The sequence below is a fragment of the Kitasatospora sp. NPDC001261 genome (assembly GCF_042896795.1).
GTDB lineage: Bacteria > Actinomycetota > Actinomycetes > Streptomycetales > Streptomycetaceae > Kitasatospora.
Genome location: NZ_JBIAXP010000012.1, coordinates 26,985 through 41,971, shown reverse-complemented (window position 1 = coordinate 41,971; position 14,987 = coordinate 26,985). Strand labels below are relative to the sequence as shown.

Sequence of the window (14,987 nt, the reverse complement as noted above, 5' to 3'; positions counted from 1 at the left end):
CTTGCCTCGGGTGCCGAAGTGGCCGCCCCAGCTTGCCAACTCCGGGCGGGTGCCGGGGCCGGTTCGGCCGGGGACGGTGGCCCGGGGTGCCGGGCCGGGTGCCGTTCAGAGGCGCCCGGGCAGGAGGTCGATCACGCCGGTGGCGGCGAGGCTTTGATAGAGCGTGCGGTGCTCGGCGTCGGTCATCCGGCGCGAGTGCACCGGGGCCTCGCCGCCGGCGGGCACGGGCCAGGCGGAGACCGGCGGGATCAGGTCGGTGGCGGGATGGGCGGCGGTGTACGGGCCGCGCAGGACGAGGGTGGTGGTGCCGGGCAGTACGACGGCCCGGTGTGCGAGCGTGGGCGCCAGGGTGTAGGCACTGCCGGGGAGCTCGGTGGTCGTGACGGCCGGGCGCAGGCCGCGGGAGCTGACCGGTCCGCCGGCGCGGCCGTCGGTGCGCAGGAAGACGGTGTGGAGGCAGCCACCGGCCAGGACCCGGGCGGCGAACGGGTAGGCGTGGTCGTGCGGGAGCAGCTGGTTGCCGGGGCGCGGGTTGGCGTTGAGGCGGATCTCGTACCCGAGGTCATCCGCCTTGGACAGGACGAGCCGGTCCAGTGGCGGGGTGGTGCGGGAGGCCTCGTACCGTTCGGGGGCGAGGACGGTAGTGGTGACCAGGTAGGACAGGCGGCCGCGGTCGGCGGCGAGGCGGTGGAGGACGCCGGACTGGGCGTGGATCCGCGGCAGGTCGGCGGCGCGCAGATCGGGGACGTCCTCCAGGCCGGGCCCGGCGGTCCGGCCCGCACCGGTCGGGCGGCTTCTGGTCAGACGGGTACGGGCATCGTCGGCGGCGGCCCGGTACTCGCCGGGGTTCAGCCGTACGGTGCCCGGAACGTCGACCGGGACGTGGGACGCCACGAGCTGCGCACTGTCGGGGCAGCCCGTGAGCCGGACCCTGGCACCGGTGTGGAGGAGGCAGAGCTGGCCGGCGTCCAGGGTGCGCAGGTACTGCGGCCGGTCGTGGTCGACGTCGTCCCGGTCGTGGTAGAGGGCGAGGTCCAGGGCGCCGACGAGCGGGAGGATGGTGGTGGGACGGTCGGTGGGCCGGGGCTCGACGGGCGCGGTGCCGTCGGGCAGGCGCAGGTGGATCGCCGGGTGGCCGTCGCGGGGCGCGGTGAGCAGGAGCATGGTGTGGCCGGGGGCGGTGTGGGAGCCGGCGGCGAGGGCAAGGGGGTCGGCTTGGTCGAGCAGGTGCAGGGCCAGCTCGGTGGCGGGGGCGAGCCAGGCGTCGGTGACCAGGCGCTCGGGACGGTCGGTCAGGGTGTTCGGGTCCAGGTCGGCCAAGCCGGCCAGGCTGGCGAGGTTGGCGAGGTCGGTGCTCTGCGACGGGGCCACGGGCATGGTGGTGGTGTCCTCGTGTTCAGTGGGTGGCTGGCTGATGGGGGCGCTGCCTGACGGGTTCGGGCTCGGGCTCGGGCAGGGCGTTGACGGCGGCCGCGATCTCGATCGCGTTCAGGTCGGTAACCAGGTGACTCAGCACCTCGGCCTCGGTGATCTCCTCGGTGATGTGGTGGCTGCACCGCACGACCCGGGGCTCGTGGACTTCCGGCAGCGGGAGGGCGTTCGCGCGGGCGGCCGTCATCGCGGTCCCCAGTTCCATGGGGCCGGGTGGGCGCCGCGCAGGCACGCGATGCGGTGTGCGGCCTGCCGGCGGGCGCCGGGGTCGAGCCGGGCGCGGCGGACCGTGTCCATGACCGCGGTGAGGACGACGGTGTCGCGTACGGTCTGGTAGCCGGACCAGGCGCCGATGTAGGGGTGGGCCACGGCGTGGTCTTCGGATTCGTAGGAGAGGTAGGTGTCGGCGTAGGTCCGGTGGTCCTGACGCGGGCCGGCGAGCAGTTCGGAGCGCCAGCGGGCGGCGACGAGGTCCCACTCGCGGCGGCCGCGGGTCAGCGGGCGGCGCAGGAGGAGTCCGACGTGGGTGCCGTCGTCGTGGACGGGGACCATGTCGAGGGCGCCGAGGACGACGGTGTCCGGGGTCGGCCAGTCGAGGTAGTCCCACTCCTCGCGCAGCTGGGCCGCGCGTTCGCGTAGGAACCGGCGGGCGGTCTCGTCCAGCGGGGTGTCGTCCAGGCCGTCCAGCAGGGAGGCGAACGGGTCGTGCTCCCGCAGCCAGGACGCCGTCCCGGGGTCGATGCGATGGGTGAGGGCGGTCACCCACGCGGACAGGGACGTGTCGGTGCTCGGCCTCCCGGGGTTCTGCCAGAAGGTCACGGCCCGGCCGTCGGCGGCCGCGCGGACCTCGGTGTAGTACGGGCAGACGACGGGCAGCCGGTGCTGTCGGAGGAACTGCGCACCTCTGACCAGGGCCCAGGCCTCGTCCAGGTCGGGGTGGACGATGGCGAGTGCCCGGGAGTCGGGCAGCGACCACAGGTGGTTCGGGCTGTCGCTGACCAGCTCGGCCTTCGCGGGGTCGTCGCCGGTGGCCACGCAGGCCTGCGTCAGGGCCTCGTAGGAGGCCGCGATGTCCAGTCTGCGGGCGGGGCTGACGGTCTTGAGCAGCGTCTTGGTGCGGGTTCCGACGCTCACGGCACAGTCCTCGAATACGAACGAATCGGATGGATGGGGGGAGGGGACTCTGCCCAGGGACGGTTCGGCCCCTGTGTGGACCCGGCCGGGTTCTCACGGCCGGGCCCGCACACCGGGTGGCACCGTCTGCGGGAACGGCGCCATCCAGAGCCGCAGGGCCCACCCCTCATGCGGGGCCCTGCGGGTGTCCGGGCCTGCACTCTCCCGGTTGCAGTGAGGAACGTGGCCTTGGACGCGGTGAGCGTGCGCGCCCCGTGCAGGCGGGGCGGTGCTCTTCCGCCACCCGCCGCCGCGGCGTTCCCGGGGCGGGTGTTCCGGAGTCCGGTGGCAACACGTGCCACCGGAGGCCTACGAGGCGCCGGTCACGCCGGTATTCGGTCGGGCGCCGGCTGCCCAGGCGGCCGGCCCACGGCGGGCCGAGGCCGGAACTCCCGCACGAGTGCGTCCGCGCGTGGCGCCGCGACCCGCAGGCTGACCTGCTCGCCCACGGCGGCCGCCGGACGCACCTGCTCGGGAAGCCCGATCTCCGCCCAGATCTCCTTGCCGCCCTGGGGGAGCTCCTCGACGCCGAACCGGGACACGACCGCCGTGACGAGCATCAGCCCGCGTCCGCAGGTCGCCTCGTTGGTGGCCGACCGGTACTCGGGGCGGCCGAGCCCCGGGTCGGTCACGGACACCCGCAGCACACCCGTGTCGTATCGCAGGCAGGCGGTCAGCACCACGTCCGGCCGCTCGCCACCACAGCCGTGCACGACGGCGTTCGTGCCGAGTTCGCTCAGCACGAGCTGCACATCGTCCAGCACGGCGTCCTGCTGACGACCGTCCAGGCCGAGCGTCGGCAGCACCGTCCTCGCCCAGCGGCGGAGATCGCCGATCCGCTCCCGTTCGGCAGGGAACTCGATGTCGGCCGTGAGGCGGGTGTCCGGCCCCCGGGCCTCGTCGGCGGAGCTTTCACTGTTTGCGGCATACACGGCATACCTCCGCTGGGAGCCACCCGTCGAGGCTCTCGGCAGGTGTTCGGGGAAGCGGTCAACCGACCGCACGACGCGGCAAGGTGTCTCGCTCGCCGTCGTTCTACGCGTGCTCAGGCGTTACGGCCGCCGGTCACTCACCGAAGGCGTGCCCCTGCGGTCCGTGACATTGAGCATGGCGGCTGATCCCTCGTCAGTGCAAGCCCATCCGCGAAATTTATGAATTCTCATTTGGTGATGAGAGTTGCTGCCATGTCGAGCAGGGAGCTGCTGGCGACCCACGCGACTGACGGGGCACACTGGCCACCCAGGCCTGGATAGCGAGAATTGGGGGTACCCATGGCGGAAGCCACGGTTCGGCAGCGCCAACTCGGCCGCCAGCTCCGTACGATCAGAGAGACGCGACACCTCACGCTGGAGGACGTCGAGCAGGCCACGGGCATCACCAGCGCGAAGTTGTCACGGATAGAGCTGGCCAGGTCGGCTGCCAAGCCGGCCGACGTCCGGGTGCTGGCTCAGATGTACGAGTGCGACGAGCAGCTTGTCGAGTCGCTTGTGGCAGTCGCCCGAGACGGGAAGAAGCGCGGGTGGTGGCTCAACTACGGGGAGGTCCTGTCGCCATGGCTGGCCGACCAGATCAGCCTGGAGGAAGACGCCACCACGTTCCGGACCTACCAGGTACAGCTCATCCCGGGCCTGTTCCAGACGGCGGGTTACGCTCGCGCGGTCCACAGCCGGCTGGCGATCGGGGCGACTTCGGAGGACGTGGAGGCGCGCGTCCGGATCCGAAGGGAACGTCAGGCCATCCTCACCCAGCCCAAGCCGGTGGAGATGCAGGCGGTCATCCACGAGACAGCGATTCGCAGTCTCGTCGGGGGCGCTCAGACGATGCGCGAACAGTTGGAGAAGCTGCTTGAGCTCGCGGTGCTTCCCAACATCACCATCCAGGTGATGCCGTCGGAGACCGGTGTCCACCAGGGCATGAACGGCCCGTTCTCCGTTCTCGGCTTCCCCAACGGCAATCTCGACGTAGTGCTGCTCGAGGGGCTGCTGACCAGTGAGTGGGTCGAGGAACCCGAGCGCGTCACCGTCTTCGACCGAGCGTTCCGCGACATCGTCGCCGAGGCCTGGTCACTTGACCAGTCGCTTGAGTTCATCACCGCACAGAAAGACAGGCTGAAGTGACATTCGTCCCCAACTCCACCATCCTGACGGTCAGGTGGAAGAAGAGCACTCACAGCGGCGGCAACGGCGACTGCCTTGAGATGGCCACCAGCGGAGACATCCGATACGTACGCGACTCGAAGGACCCCGCAGGCCCCGCGCTAGCCTTCAGCGCTGCAGCCCACAGCTCCTTCATCGCTGCCGCAGCAACCGGCATGTTCGACTTCGATCTCATCTGACCCACGCAGCACCAGGGTCCGGCGCGGGAGGTACGCCGGACCCTGGTGCCGTTCCACCCATGGCCGCAGCCGACGAACAGCCCCGGACCCAGCAGCCGGCGAACTGCGGCCAGAACGGTCCTCTCCTTGTCCGGCGCGATCCCGGGTTCGTCCCAACGCTGCTGCGAGACTGCAGGTTCGTGAAGCTACTGCACGAGTTCCATGCTGCGGACGAGCCCGGAGAGGACAGCGTCCTGGGAGGGCACTCCGACCTGGACGAGTTCAGTGACCAGGGCGCGGCTCATGGGGTCGGCGTACACGTAGTGCGGTGCCGCCGTCGCGGCTTCCTTCAGCTTGACCACCGCGGCCGAGTTCCTGCCCATCCGGTGCATCGCTCGTGCCTCGTCGATCGTGTAGTGCGTACGGCGCTCCTTCGACGGCACCTCGTGGATGTCCACCTCCGGAACACGCCTGAGGCCACGGTCCGGCTCGTCCACCTCCACGCCGGCCTCCGCTGCGTGCACGGCCACGACACCACGTCCGAACACGGTGTGGTTCGCCAGGTCGTACCAGCCGTCGCCAAGTCGGTCGGCGTCCTCCAGCGCGGCGCTGATCCGGGCCCAGGCGTCGTCCTTCTGCCCTGCGCGGGCGTGAGCGATCGAACACCTCAAGTGCAGGGCGCCGCGCAGCGAAACCGCCGCTCGGTCGGCTGAACCTCCGCTGGTGTAAGGCTCCAGGTCCCGCATCGCAGCCTCGGCCACGGCGATGGTCTCGCGGTTCGAGGCCTGGTGCAGCAACGCGCCGCACCTGTCCCACGCGACGGCGGCCCGCATGAGCGGGTCATCGACGGCTGTCGCGGCATTGGCGGCCACCTCGGCCGCCGACCACGCCAGATCCGGATAGCCGAGTTGGTTCAGACACATCCGGGCCGTCCTCGCGGCGTCGACCAGCAGCCTCAGGGCTTCGTTCCGCTGGTGGCCGGCAAGGGTGAGCACCGCAGTGTTCAGATCTTCGATCAGTGGCGCAAGCAGGGTGGCGACTCCCGGCAGGTTCGCCGCCTGGCGGGCCGCGTTGGCACGGCGGGACTGCTCACGCAGCCTGGCCAGCTCAACCGGGGGCCCTTGCGGGATGAGCCCGGGGTGCCCAGACAGGATCAGGCCGGCACGGCGGAGACCGGTTCGGATCGCGGGGACGTGGGCGTGAGCAAGGCTTCCCCCAGCTCTCTGAAGGCGGTACGGCTGGCCGAGGAGCCAGACGACGTCAACATCGCAACGGTCGGCGATCGCAGTGATCACGCTGTACCGGTCGAGCGGCTGTCGGCCGCTCTCGACGTTCGCCATCCAGGACTCGGCCCGGCCGAGGAAGCCGGCCAGCTCAACTTGAGTCAGTCCAGCCGCGTTTCGGGCGATCCGCACACGTGCGCCGATGTGCTCGCTGTTCAAGGGCATGCTGATGTCCTCCGTTCTGACCTCGTCAATCAGGACGGTACTCCCGATGCCGTCGCCGTGAGGTGCTTGGACCGAACTCCCGGTGATTGCGCGAAGGCGCGGAGGCGGCACCCAACCCGACGTCCCCAGCGCACCGACCGCCTGGTCGACGCCGCGCACCTGCACGGTGAGGTGAACCCGGGCAGCGGCTTCGTGAACAACGGCTACGTCATGGACCTGTGCACGGCCGCTGCCGGGTGGCCGACGCACGGTCGCTCGCCGTTCGTGGGGCTGTCCGGGGCAGCGGTGTTCTGCGCCCGCTACCTGGCCAGCGTCGTCGCCGCCGACCGCGCCCACTCCGCACACAGCCGCCTCACCCCGCGGGGCGCCCCTGGAAGACTGATGAAGATCCTGGTGTGGTTCGGGCTGCCACTGTCAGCCGGTAGCGCGGATCTGCCACACGGGCTAGCCGCCCGCAGGTCGCGTCGCCCGGGTGATCCACTCCAGGCAGGGCTGCGGCCCAGACAGGATCGGTACCGCGATCACCTCCGGGTTGTCGTACGGATGCTCCGAAACGACATGCGCCTCCAACTCGGCTACCCGGTCATCCGTTGTACGGAAGGTCACCTGCCACTCGATGCCCTCGCACACCTCTCCAAGGTGTCGGTAGGTCGTGGCGACCGGCCCGGTGACCTGTCCTGAGGCAGCCAAGCCGGCTTCGACCGCGGACCGGGACAGTTTGGCGCCTGCAGCGTCGCTGTCGACCGTGGTGATCATGATCAAGAAGTCAGCCATATCCGCGACACTACTCGGCACCCGGAGGGCCGCGAGAGTGCGCGCGTCAACTGGTCGAACCTACCCGCGTTTCTGCGGCGCCGGGGCTTCATCAAGGGGTCGGCTGAAGTCGGCCCCTTGATGCGTCCTCTCCGTGGGGTGGTGCAGCCAATGCAACGATGCTGCGTTGAATACAACGTGAATCAGTGCTGGTCGGTCCGGAGGGCGACTCAGTCCTGCAGGTCTTCCATCCGGTCCAGGAGGGCGGCCAGCAGCGTGGACCGGCCCTCTTCCGCGCGGGCTACCAGCTCTCGAAGCCGACGCATGTCCTCTGGGGTCAAGGCAGTGCCAAGGCCTTGGGCGCGAAGCGCTTCACCAAGAGCCGAGCCGGCGATGTCCAGTGAGATGACGATGCCCGGGCTATCTTGGGATGGGCTCGACTGGTGTCGGCGGGGCCGCGCCTGTTGACCTGAGTCGTGCTGCCGGCGGCGCATCGCCTCCTCGGTGCCGGGGGAAAGCGCGAGGTCGAATCCGTCGATCGTCGACATCTCCGCTGCGTCCGTGACGGCGCTTCGTGCCGCTTGCCAATCGGCCGTAAACCCGTCCCTGGAGGCCGGCTGGGCGGACTCCAGGCTTTCCACTGTGTCCGACAGGAACTTCAACGCCTCTCGGGTGCTCTTGCGCAAGGCGATGAGCCGACGCATCTCCTCCTCGGCACGCGAGCGTCGTCGGATACGTTCCGCCGTTCTGGTCTGAAGCGCTGACGAGAACATGGTGGCCCCCGCTCCCAGTACGGCTCCCCCGATCACGCCGATCAGACCGAAGAGCGCTTCGCTGTCTGCCATACGGGCATTTTCACGGTTGCGCGGCCACGTGTCAGGGACTTTCCCGAAGCAGGTGAGGCAAACTTGACGGCTTCACGTCACACCCGATAGGGGGAGCCTCAAGGGCGGAGGCTTTCCTTGTCCTACTCGCATACCGAGGCCGTTGGCGGTGTCTCGCGCCCACACCAGCGCAGTTCCTCCGAGACCCAAGAGGGGGTGCGCAGCACGCGGGCAGCCCTGGGCAGTTCGCCGCTGGTGCTGCCATCCGTCTCGCGCCAGCCCGGTTCGGGGCCAGGGTGACCGGCCGTGGCGTGCCCGGCCGTCGGCGGGGGTGGAAGACCATTTGCGCGAAAGAGAACCACAGGGTGAGTTGTACGTGTCACTGTGTCTGTCGGTGATGACGGCAGCACGCTCGGGGAGGACTGGTGGCGGCCGACAGAAACACCAAGGGCACGCGGGCCCAGCAGACTGTGTTCGTGGGCCCGCATCAGCTGCTGCGTCCGTTGGGCGCGGGAGCGATGGGGGAAGTTTACCTGGCCCGTTCACCCGGGTTGAGACTGCTCGCGGTGAAGGTGATCAGGGCTGAATACGCTGAGGACCCCCAGTTCCAGCGCCGCTTCCGGCAGGAGGTGGATGCCGCGCGACGGGTGACGGGCTTTCACGCACCCCCCGTCGTGGACGCGGAACCGCGCGGTCGCCGGCCATGGATGGCCACGTCCTACGTACCCGCGCCGGACCTCGGCGAAGTGGTGCTGCGCTTCGGCACCCTCGGCGAGGCGGGAACACAGGCCCTGGGAGCCGCTCTCGCGGAGGCGTTGACCGCGATCCACCTCGCGGGGGTGGTCCACCGTGACCTCAAGCCAGGCAATGTGCTCATCGCGCGGGACGGTCCGCGCGTCATCGACTTCGGGATCAGCCGCGCCTTCGACGCCGTGCACCTGACCCGGACCGGCATGGTGTGCGGCACACCCGGCTACGTCTCCCCCGAACGCATCGTCGCAGACTCCGCCACCACCGGTGCGGCCGACGTGTTCTCGCTCGGCTGCCTGTTGGTGTACGCACTCACCGCCCGTACGCCGTTCGGCGACGGCGAACCGGCGGAGGTCAACCGGCGGGTCGTGTACGAGGAACCGGATCTCTCCGGAGTGCCCCCCGCACTGCTCCCTGTGGTGGCTTCCTGTCTGGCCAAGGACCCCGTCCTGCGGCCCACTGCGGCGGCCGTGCTGGGCGCACTGGCCCCAGCCGATCCGGTGGCGCTGCTGAGCCCGTGGCTGCTCGCCGACCTCGATGCCCGGGAGCAGCAGGCCGAGGTGGACCTGGGCGCGCCGCCGGCCGATCCGCCCGCGCTACCGGTGCGGACCTGGCAGTCGCTCAGTCGGCGCGGCCTGCTCGGGCTCGGCGCCGGGCTCGGCGCGGGCGTGGCCGCTGCCGTTGGCGTGCCGCTGCTCGTCCGGTCGTCCGGCGGACCGGCGACGGTGGGCAAGGCCGTCGACGCGTGGGGAGTTTCAGCGGCGGGTTCCGGTGCACCGGCCTCCGGTCCGGAACCGTTGTGGAGCACTCCGATGAAAGGTCTGACGATCGGCCATCAACTGTCCATGCTCGGTGCCACACCGGTGTTGTGGTACGAGGGACGGGGCGCGGCCGGCTTCGACGGCGCAACGGGGCGCCAGACCTGGTCCCGGCAGGACACGCAGTTCTACCAGGTCCAGAACGGCCTGATCTACGGAACATCTCTGGGCTTCGCGAACCTGGTGTGGCTGAACGCCGGAGGCGAAAGCCGGCAGAGCCCTCTCACCGTTCCCGCCGAGCAGCGCAACTACGCCGCGATGAGCCTGCGGGTCTTCGGCGCGGACAGCCGGACGGTGGTGCTCGCCCGTCAGACGTCCTTGACGGGCGGCGGGGTCGTGACCGGGACTGAGCTGAGCACTGGGGCGGTGCTGTGGCAGCAGGAGGTCACCAATCCCATGGCAGTGGCTTCGGCCCGCGACTCGGAGAGCATGATGAGCGGTTCCGGCAGCTCGATGGGCTTGGTCGCCGACGGTCGTTGCTACTACGAGGACAGCGGCACCATCCGTGCTGTGGACCTGCGCACCGGCGCGTCCCACTGGCAAGCCACCAGCCTTGCACCATCCGTCGGAATGCTCACCCGGCTGCTGCGTGCCGGCGAGCTGCTGTTGGTCATCAATGGCACCGCGGTCGTCGCCCTGGACCCGGCCACCGGGCAACAGCGCTGGGCTGCTCCCGCTGTCCCGCAGGCGGTCTTCGGCTGTGCGCTCGGGGCAGGCAGGCTTCTCCTCTCCGGCGTACAAGGCACCGCCTACTGCCTGGACGTCACGACCGGCAGGGGGCTATGGCACACTGCCGTGAAGGCGATGACCGGGCCGAGCACGGACACCAACTTCCGGACGCCGTCAGCCGGGAACGGCTTCTTCGGAGTGCCCCTGCCGGACGGATCGTCCGGAGCAGTAGTCCTGGATGCCGCCGACGGCGCCATCCGCTGGGTAGCGAAGGCCGCCTCCGACGAAGGCCAGTGGACCACCGCGGCCAACGGCAGCACCCTCTACTGCGGGTCCGCCACCATGCTGCGCGCCTTCCGGGCGAGCGGTGCGTGAGCACGCGGAGCATCGGCCCGTATCGCGTGCTGCGGCGGCTCGGCACGAGCGGCATGGGTGACGTCTACCTGGCCACCACCGACAGCGGACGCCCCGTCGCGGTGAAGACCGTGAAGCAGCAGTACGTGGCCGACGCCGACTTCCGACGCAGGTTCACCCAGGAGGTGGCAGCGGCCAGGGCAGTCAACGGGGCCTACACCGTGGCGGTGGTGGATGCCGACACCGAGGCGGAACTCCCCTGGTTGGCAACCGAGTTCGTCGCAGGCCCATCACTGCACGAGGCCGTGGCGCGGCACGGCCCGCTCCCTGGGCCCGCCCTGCAGGTACTGGGGGCGGGACTGGTGGAGGCGCTGACCGCGATCCACCGCGCCCGGATCATCCACCGCGACCTGAAGCCCTCGAACATCCTGGTCAGCAGGGACGGTCCGAGGGTCATTGACTTCGGCATCAGCAAGCCGGCGGTCGACGCGCTTCCCACCGCGAGCGGCGAGATCGTCGGCACCCCCGGGTTCATGTCCCCCGAACACACGAGGGGCGAGGACCTCACCCCTGCCAGCGACCTGTTCTCGCTCGGCGCGGTCCTGGCCTTCGCCGCCACCAGTCGCCCGCCCTTCGGCGAGGGCCCGCCGGAGGTGCTGATCTACCGGTCCGCTGAGGAACCCCCGGACCTCAACGGGGTACCGCCGGAACTGGTGAGGCTGCTGGTGCGCTGCCTGGACCGGGACCCAGCCCGGCGTCCCTCACCGGCCGAACTCGCCGCAGCCTTCCGGTACGGTCCGGCGGTCGGCACCGACTGGATGGGCGTAGCCGAGCGGACGGTGCGCCGACGCGAGCGGGACCTGGCCCGGGTGCTGAGAGACCCGAACGGCACCCGGCGTCGGCTGCTCGTCCTCGGCGGAGCCCTACTGACCACGGCCGCTGCGGGAGGCGCCACCCGGGCTTTGTGGCCCGGCCCGGCCGGCGGCGCGCCCCCGACGACCTGGTCGGTCACGCTCCCCAGAGCCGGTATGGCTCCTGTCGGCTGCGGGCCGGCGGCGGTGGTGTGCGCGGACCGCACCGGAGTGATCGGCTACGCCCGCACTGACGGGCGGACCCTGTGGAGCAGCACCGCGGAGACCGGTATCCTCCCGATCGGCGACGGCAGCCGGGTGTGGACCGTGGACTCGGTTGGCGCGGTGCAGGCGCGCGACGCCCGTGACGGAACGACGCTCTGGCATTCGGCCGACACCGTTCCCGGCGCGCGGTCCGCCGCCCTGCCGATACCCAGCCTGTTGCTGGTCGTCGGTCAGAACGGCGAGCTGCACGCCTACGACGCGACCGGCGGGGACCGGCTCTGGACCAGCGCCGCGCTCGGCGGCCTCCCCAGCCTCCAGAGCATGGCCTCGACGGGCCTGCTGGTCGTGATGGGCATCTCGGCGCAGATCCAGGACACGAGCACGGTGTTCCACTTCACCGCGCTCGACCGAGCGAGCGGGCAGCAGCGATGGTCGCTCGACGCCCAGGACCTGTACGCGCCGCAGACCGGAAGCCGGTTGTACAGCTTGACCTCGGATCTCGCCCTCGCCGCGGTGAACAGCCAGGACGGCGCCACCATCTGGAGTCGGCCCACCGCCCTTCCACCGGCCTCCGTGGCGCTGTACCCCATGTCCTACCGGGGCTCGCTGTCGCTGCGCCAGGACGTGGTCACCTGCCTGCCCGAAGCCTTTGGGACGAACTTGGACCAGCAGGTCACCACAGCGGCCTTCGACTCCACCCAGGGCACCCGACTCTGGAGTGGACAATACAGCGGCTCCGTCACCGGGAGCGCGGACGCCGCAGGAGTGCTCGTTCTGGGCGGGCCACGGGGCGTATCCGGCACCGGCCTGCGCACCGGGCATACCGCCTGGACCTGGCAGTCGCCCCGAGGCGCAGCCACCGTCCGGGGCTCCGCCGGGAGGCTGGTCGTCCTCACCACACCCACCGCCGCCGGCGGGATCACCCTACAGACACTCACCGCTACCGACGGTACCCCGCAGTGGCAGCACACCTTCGCCCGGCAGCCAGGCGACCCGAAGATCCTGCTCCAGGACTCGGCCCTGCTGGTCAGCTATGGGACCACGCTGACCGCCTACCACCTGCCCAGCAGCTGACCCTCCTCCGAAAGGTTCACCACGAGATGGCCGACACCGAGGAAACCCCACACACACCAGAGCCGCTGCCAACCCCCGAGCCCACCCGCATCCTGCCGGGACAGCCCACCCCGGCCACCCTCCCCGACCCGGCGGACCTGCGCCCCGCCGGTCCCACCCGACGATGGACCTGGCTGCTCGGCGGCCTCACGGCCGGAGCCGGCATCACCGCCCTCGCACTGAGCCTGGTGGCCAACCTCCTCCACCCGACACCGACCGCTGTGTCGGCTACTGCGGCGACCACCCCGGCAACCGTCCCCGGCGGACCTTCCTCCTCCGCTCCGGCCACCCCGACCACCACGCTCTACACCACACTGATCGACGGCTGCGCGCTGCTGCGCCCGGAGACAGTCGAGGGTTACATCAAAGGGGCCGCCTGCACTGTGAGGGCGTCAAGCGGTGGTGTGATCTCGTCAGGCGGGATATGGATGAGCAAGGAACCCGGCTACGCCAACGCGGAGGTCGACGTCATGTTGTCCACCTTCGTGGAGTCCGTCTACCAGCAGACGCTGACCATTGGCCGGACCACAGCGACCACCACTGGCGCGAAGATCACTGACGACCGGACCATTCCCGGCCTCGGTGACAAGGCGACCCTGCTCTACACCTCCTACAGCGGCTCCGGCAGCGTCAGCCTCACGGTGGTCCAGCGCAATGCTCTCGTCACCGTAAGATACAGCGCACTCACCAGCTCCGGCCCGGTCCTCCAGGACGTTCCCACTGAAACGGCCGAAGCCGCCGCCATCGCCTGTGCCAAGGACGCGCTCGGCACGCTCACCACCTCCTGAAGCCTGTCCTGGACCTGTACCTACGCTCGCTTCACCACCACGACAACGGCAACGCCTGCTGCGACCACTCCGAGGTTGCCAAGGAGCTTGGGCCTCCGGAGCCTCGGATTCTCCCAGCCAATGATCTGAGCCGGGCCACCAGTTGGCGAGGAAGCGGATAGCTGCGGGGACGTCCGAGAACTACAGCACAGCGGAATAACTGATCATTTCAGAATGAGTTGAGCCGCAGGTCTTGCACTCGAAGATCTTGGTCGGCAGGGTGTCCGGGGCCGTGCTGATCTTGTTCCGGACGACCTGTGGAAGTGGGTGGCTCCGCTGCTGCCACCCGCTCCCGAGCGGCGCTACCGCCATCCCGGGCGGCCCTCGCGGGCATCATGTACGTGCTGCGAACCGGTGTTGCCTGGCGCGACACGCCCACCGAGACCGTGGGCTGCTCTGGCGTCACGGCCTGGCGCCGGCTGCGGGACTGGACCGAGGCCGGCGTTTGGCCGCGACTGCACGCCGCCCTGCTGACCGAACTGCGCCGCGCAGACCTGCTGGACCTGGGCGACTGCGCCGTGGACGGCTCACACATCCGGGCCCTCAAAGGGGGGAGCATGTCGGCCCCTATCAGTCGACCGCGCCCGCCCCGGCGCCAAGCAGCACCTGATCGTCGACCGCCACGGAACCACTGCCGCAGCCAACGGCAGGGCGCATTGCCGCCGGATAAGTGGCCCGTGATCTCGCCCGCCACTGCCATACAGATGGCGCCGCCAATCCTTCAGTGCCTGCCCGGCATCAGCCCCGAAGCTGCCGGGCGCCGGGCCGCCGGGAGCCGTCAGGACCGCCTGCGCAGCGGAGGTCGCGCGCCGACGATGACGCTACTCCGCACCGGTGGCAGCAGCCTGCGCGCGGCAACGGTCCAGTCCCGCTATCACCTCGGCCCGGTCCGAACCGTCCTTGCCCGCCAGTAGTTCGCCGGCCGTGGTCATGGCGGCCCAGAAATCGGGCGGCGAGCCCCGCCCGTCCCGGAACCGGGTCCTGGCGAAGTACAGGAAGATCTTCGTGAGCTCACCGGAACGAAACCACCCGAGCAGGCTACCTGGATAGCCTCCACGTGCACCGGCGGCGATGCCCAACAGGTCGCGGATGCGCTCGTCGTACTCGTCGAGTGCTCGGTCCACGATGAACATGTCCCTCATCACGAGGACGCTGGCGACGAGTTCCTCCTCGCCTGCCGAGAACTCCGCGAAGAATGGTTCGGCTTCGCGGAGTCGGGCCTGTGCGTCCGGCCGAGGCACGCCCAGAGCCAGGCACACGGCCAGCGCGCAATCACCCCACTCGCCCGTCCTCGCGGCCAGTTCGGCGAAGATCTCCTCGTCGTCCTGCCCAGCGGCAAGCATCTCCCGGGCCTCCGGAACCAGCGCGTCCGCGCCCTCCCCACGATTCATGGCCAGAGGCTACCGCGAGGTGCGACGGCCGAGATCGCTCGGATCC

Annotated in this window: 13 protein-coding genes and 1 pseudogene; 6 read left to right on the top strand and 8 right to left on the bottom strand. The window is 70.2% G+C overall.

What is annotated here, in order from left to right; genetic code table 11:
• Positions 1 to 105: 105 nt before the first annotated feature.
• The 4 genes from ACFY4B_RS17555 to ACFY4B_RS17540 form a co-directional block, all read right to left on the bottom strand.
• Positions 106 to 1,377, bottom strand: a complete 1,272-nt coding sequence (locus ACFY4B_RS17555; protein ID WP_387968578.1) for a hypothetical protein — start codon at positions 1,375 to 1,377, stop codon at positions 106 to 108.
• 19 nt (positions 1,378 to 1,396) lie between these two features.
• Entirely contained in the window at positions 1,397 to 1,618 is a 222-nt protein-coding gene (locus ACFY4B_RS17550) for a hypothetical protein (RefSeq protein WP_387968576.1), read from the bottom strand.
• Positions 1,615 to 2,565: a hypothetical protein gene (locus tag ACFY4B_RS17545; protein WP_387968574.1), complete on the bottom strand. Its 951-nt coding sequence runs from the start codon at positions 2,563 to 2,565 to the stop codon at positions 1,615 to 1,617. Before ACFY4B_RS17545 ends, ACFY4B_RS17550 begins: the two co-directional genes overlap by 4 nt.
• 362 nt (positions 2,566 to 2,927) lie before the next feature.
• Entirely contained in the window at positions 2,928 to 3,536 is a 609-nt protein-coding gene (locus ACFY4B_RS17540) for an ATP-binding protein (protein WP_387968573.1), read from the bottom strand.
• 339 nt (positions 3,537 to 3,875) lie between these two features.
• On the opposite strand from ACFY4B_RS17540, the gene ACFY4B_RS17535 reads away from it, so the two are divergent.
• Together ACFY4B_RS17535 and ACFY4B_RS17530 are read left to right on the top strand one after the other, a co-directional pair.
• Positions 3,876 to 4,721, top strand: coding sequence for a helix-turn-helix domain-containing protein (locus ACFY4B_RS17535; RefSeq protein ID WP_380670789.1), 846 nt, complete (start codon positions 3,876 to 3,878; stop codon positions 4,719 to 4,721).
• The gene (locus tag ACFY4B_RS17530; RefSeq protein ID WP_387968570.1) at positions 4,718 to 4,939 is read left to right on the top strand and encodes a DUF397 domain-containing protein; all 222 of its coding nucleotides are present in this window, start codon (positions 4,718 to 4,720) and stop codon (positions 4,937 to 4,939) included. The genes ACFY4B_RS17535 and ACFY4B_RS17530 overlap by 4 nt, the downstream gene beginning before the upstream one ends.
• 185 nt (positions 4,940 to 5,124) lie before the next feature.
• On the opposite strand, the gene ACFY4B_RS17525 is transcribed toward ACFY4B_RS17530, so the two are convergent.
• The 3 genes from ACFY4B_RS17525 to ACFY4B_RS17515 form a co-directional block, all read right to left on the bottom strand.
• Positions 5,125 to 6,366 carry a helix-turn-helix domain-containing protein gene (locus ACFY4B_RS17525; RefSeq protein WP_387968568.1) on the bottom strand — a complete coding sequence of 414 codons (1,242 nt, stop codon included), beginning with the start codon at positions 6,364 to 6,366 and terminating at the stop codon, positions 5,125 to 5,127.
• A 444-nt stretch (positions 6,367 to 6,810) separates the two neighbouring features.
• Positions 6,811 to 7,140, bottom strand: coding sequence for a divalent-cation tolerance protein CutA (cutA, locus tag ACFY4B_RS17520; protein WP_387968567.1), 330 nt, complete (start codon positions 7,138 to 7,140; stop codon positions 6,811 to 6,813).
• Positions 7,141 to 7,349: 209 nt separating this feature from the next.
• A complete protein-coding gene (locus tag ACFY4B_RS17515; protein WP_387968565.1) occupies positions 7,350 to 7,964 on the bottom strand; it encodes a hypothetical protein in 615 nt (204 codons plus the stop codon).
• Positions 7,965 to 8,368: 404 nt separating this feature from the next.
• Here ACFY4B_RS17515 and ACFY4B_RS17510 point away from each other — a divergent pair, with 404 nt between their 5' ends.
• From ACFY4B_RS17510 to ACFY4B_RS17495, 4 genes and pseudogenes are all read left to right on the top strand, one after another.
• Positions 8,369 to 10,555, top strand: a complete 2,187-nt coding sequence (locus ACFY4B_RS17510; protein ID WP_387968563.1) for a PQQ-binding-like beta-propeller repeat protein — start codon at positions 8,369 to 8,371, stop codon at positions 10,553 to 10,555.
• On the top strand, positions 10,552 to 12,684 hold the full coding sequence (locus ACFY4B_RS17505) for a PQQ-binding-like beta-propeller repeat protein (RefSeq protein ID WP_387968561.1): 2,133 nt from the start codon (positions 10,552 to 10,554) through the stop codon (positions 12,682 to 12,684). The genes ACFY4B_RS17510 and ACFY4B_RS17505 overlap by 4 nt, the downstream gene beginning before the upstream one ends.
• Positions 12,685 to 12,710: 26 nt before the next feature.
• Positions 12,711 to 13,511, top strand: coding sequence for a hypothetical protein (locus ACFY4B_RS17500; RefSeq protein ID WP_387968559.1), 801 nt, complete (start codon positions 12,711 to 12,713; stop codon positions 13,509 to 13,511).
• A gap of 294 nt (positions 13,512 to 13,805) precedes the next feature.
• Positions 13,806 to 14,189, top strand: a pseudogene (locus ACFY4B_RS17495) (transposase); the annotation flags it as partial.
• 182 nt (positions 14,190 to 14,371) lie between these two features.
• Here ACFY4B_RS17495 and ACFY4B_RS17490 read toward each other — a convergent pair.
• Positions 14,372 to 14,941, bottom strand: coding sequence for a hypothetical protein (locus ACFY4B_RS17490; protein WP_387968557.1), 570 nt, complete (start codon positions 14,939 to 14,941; stop codon positions 14,372 to 14,374).
• Positions 14,942 to 14,987: the final 46 nt, after the last annotated feature.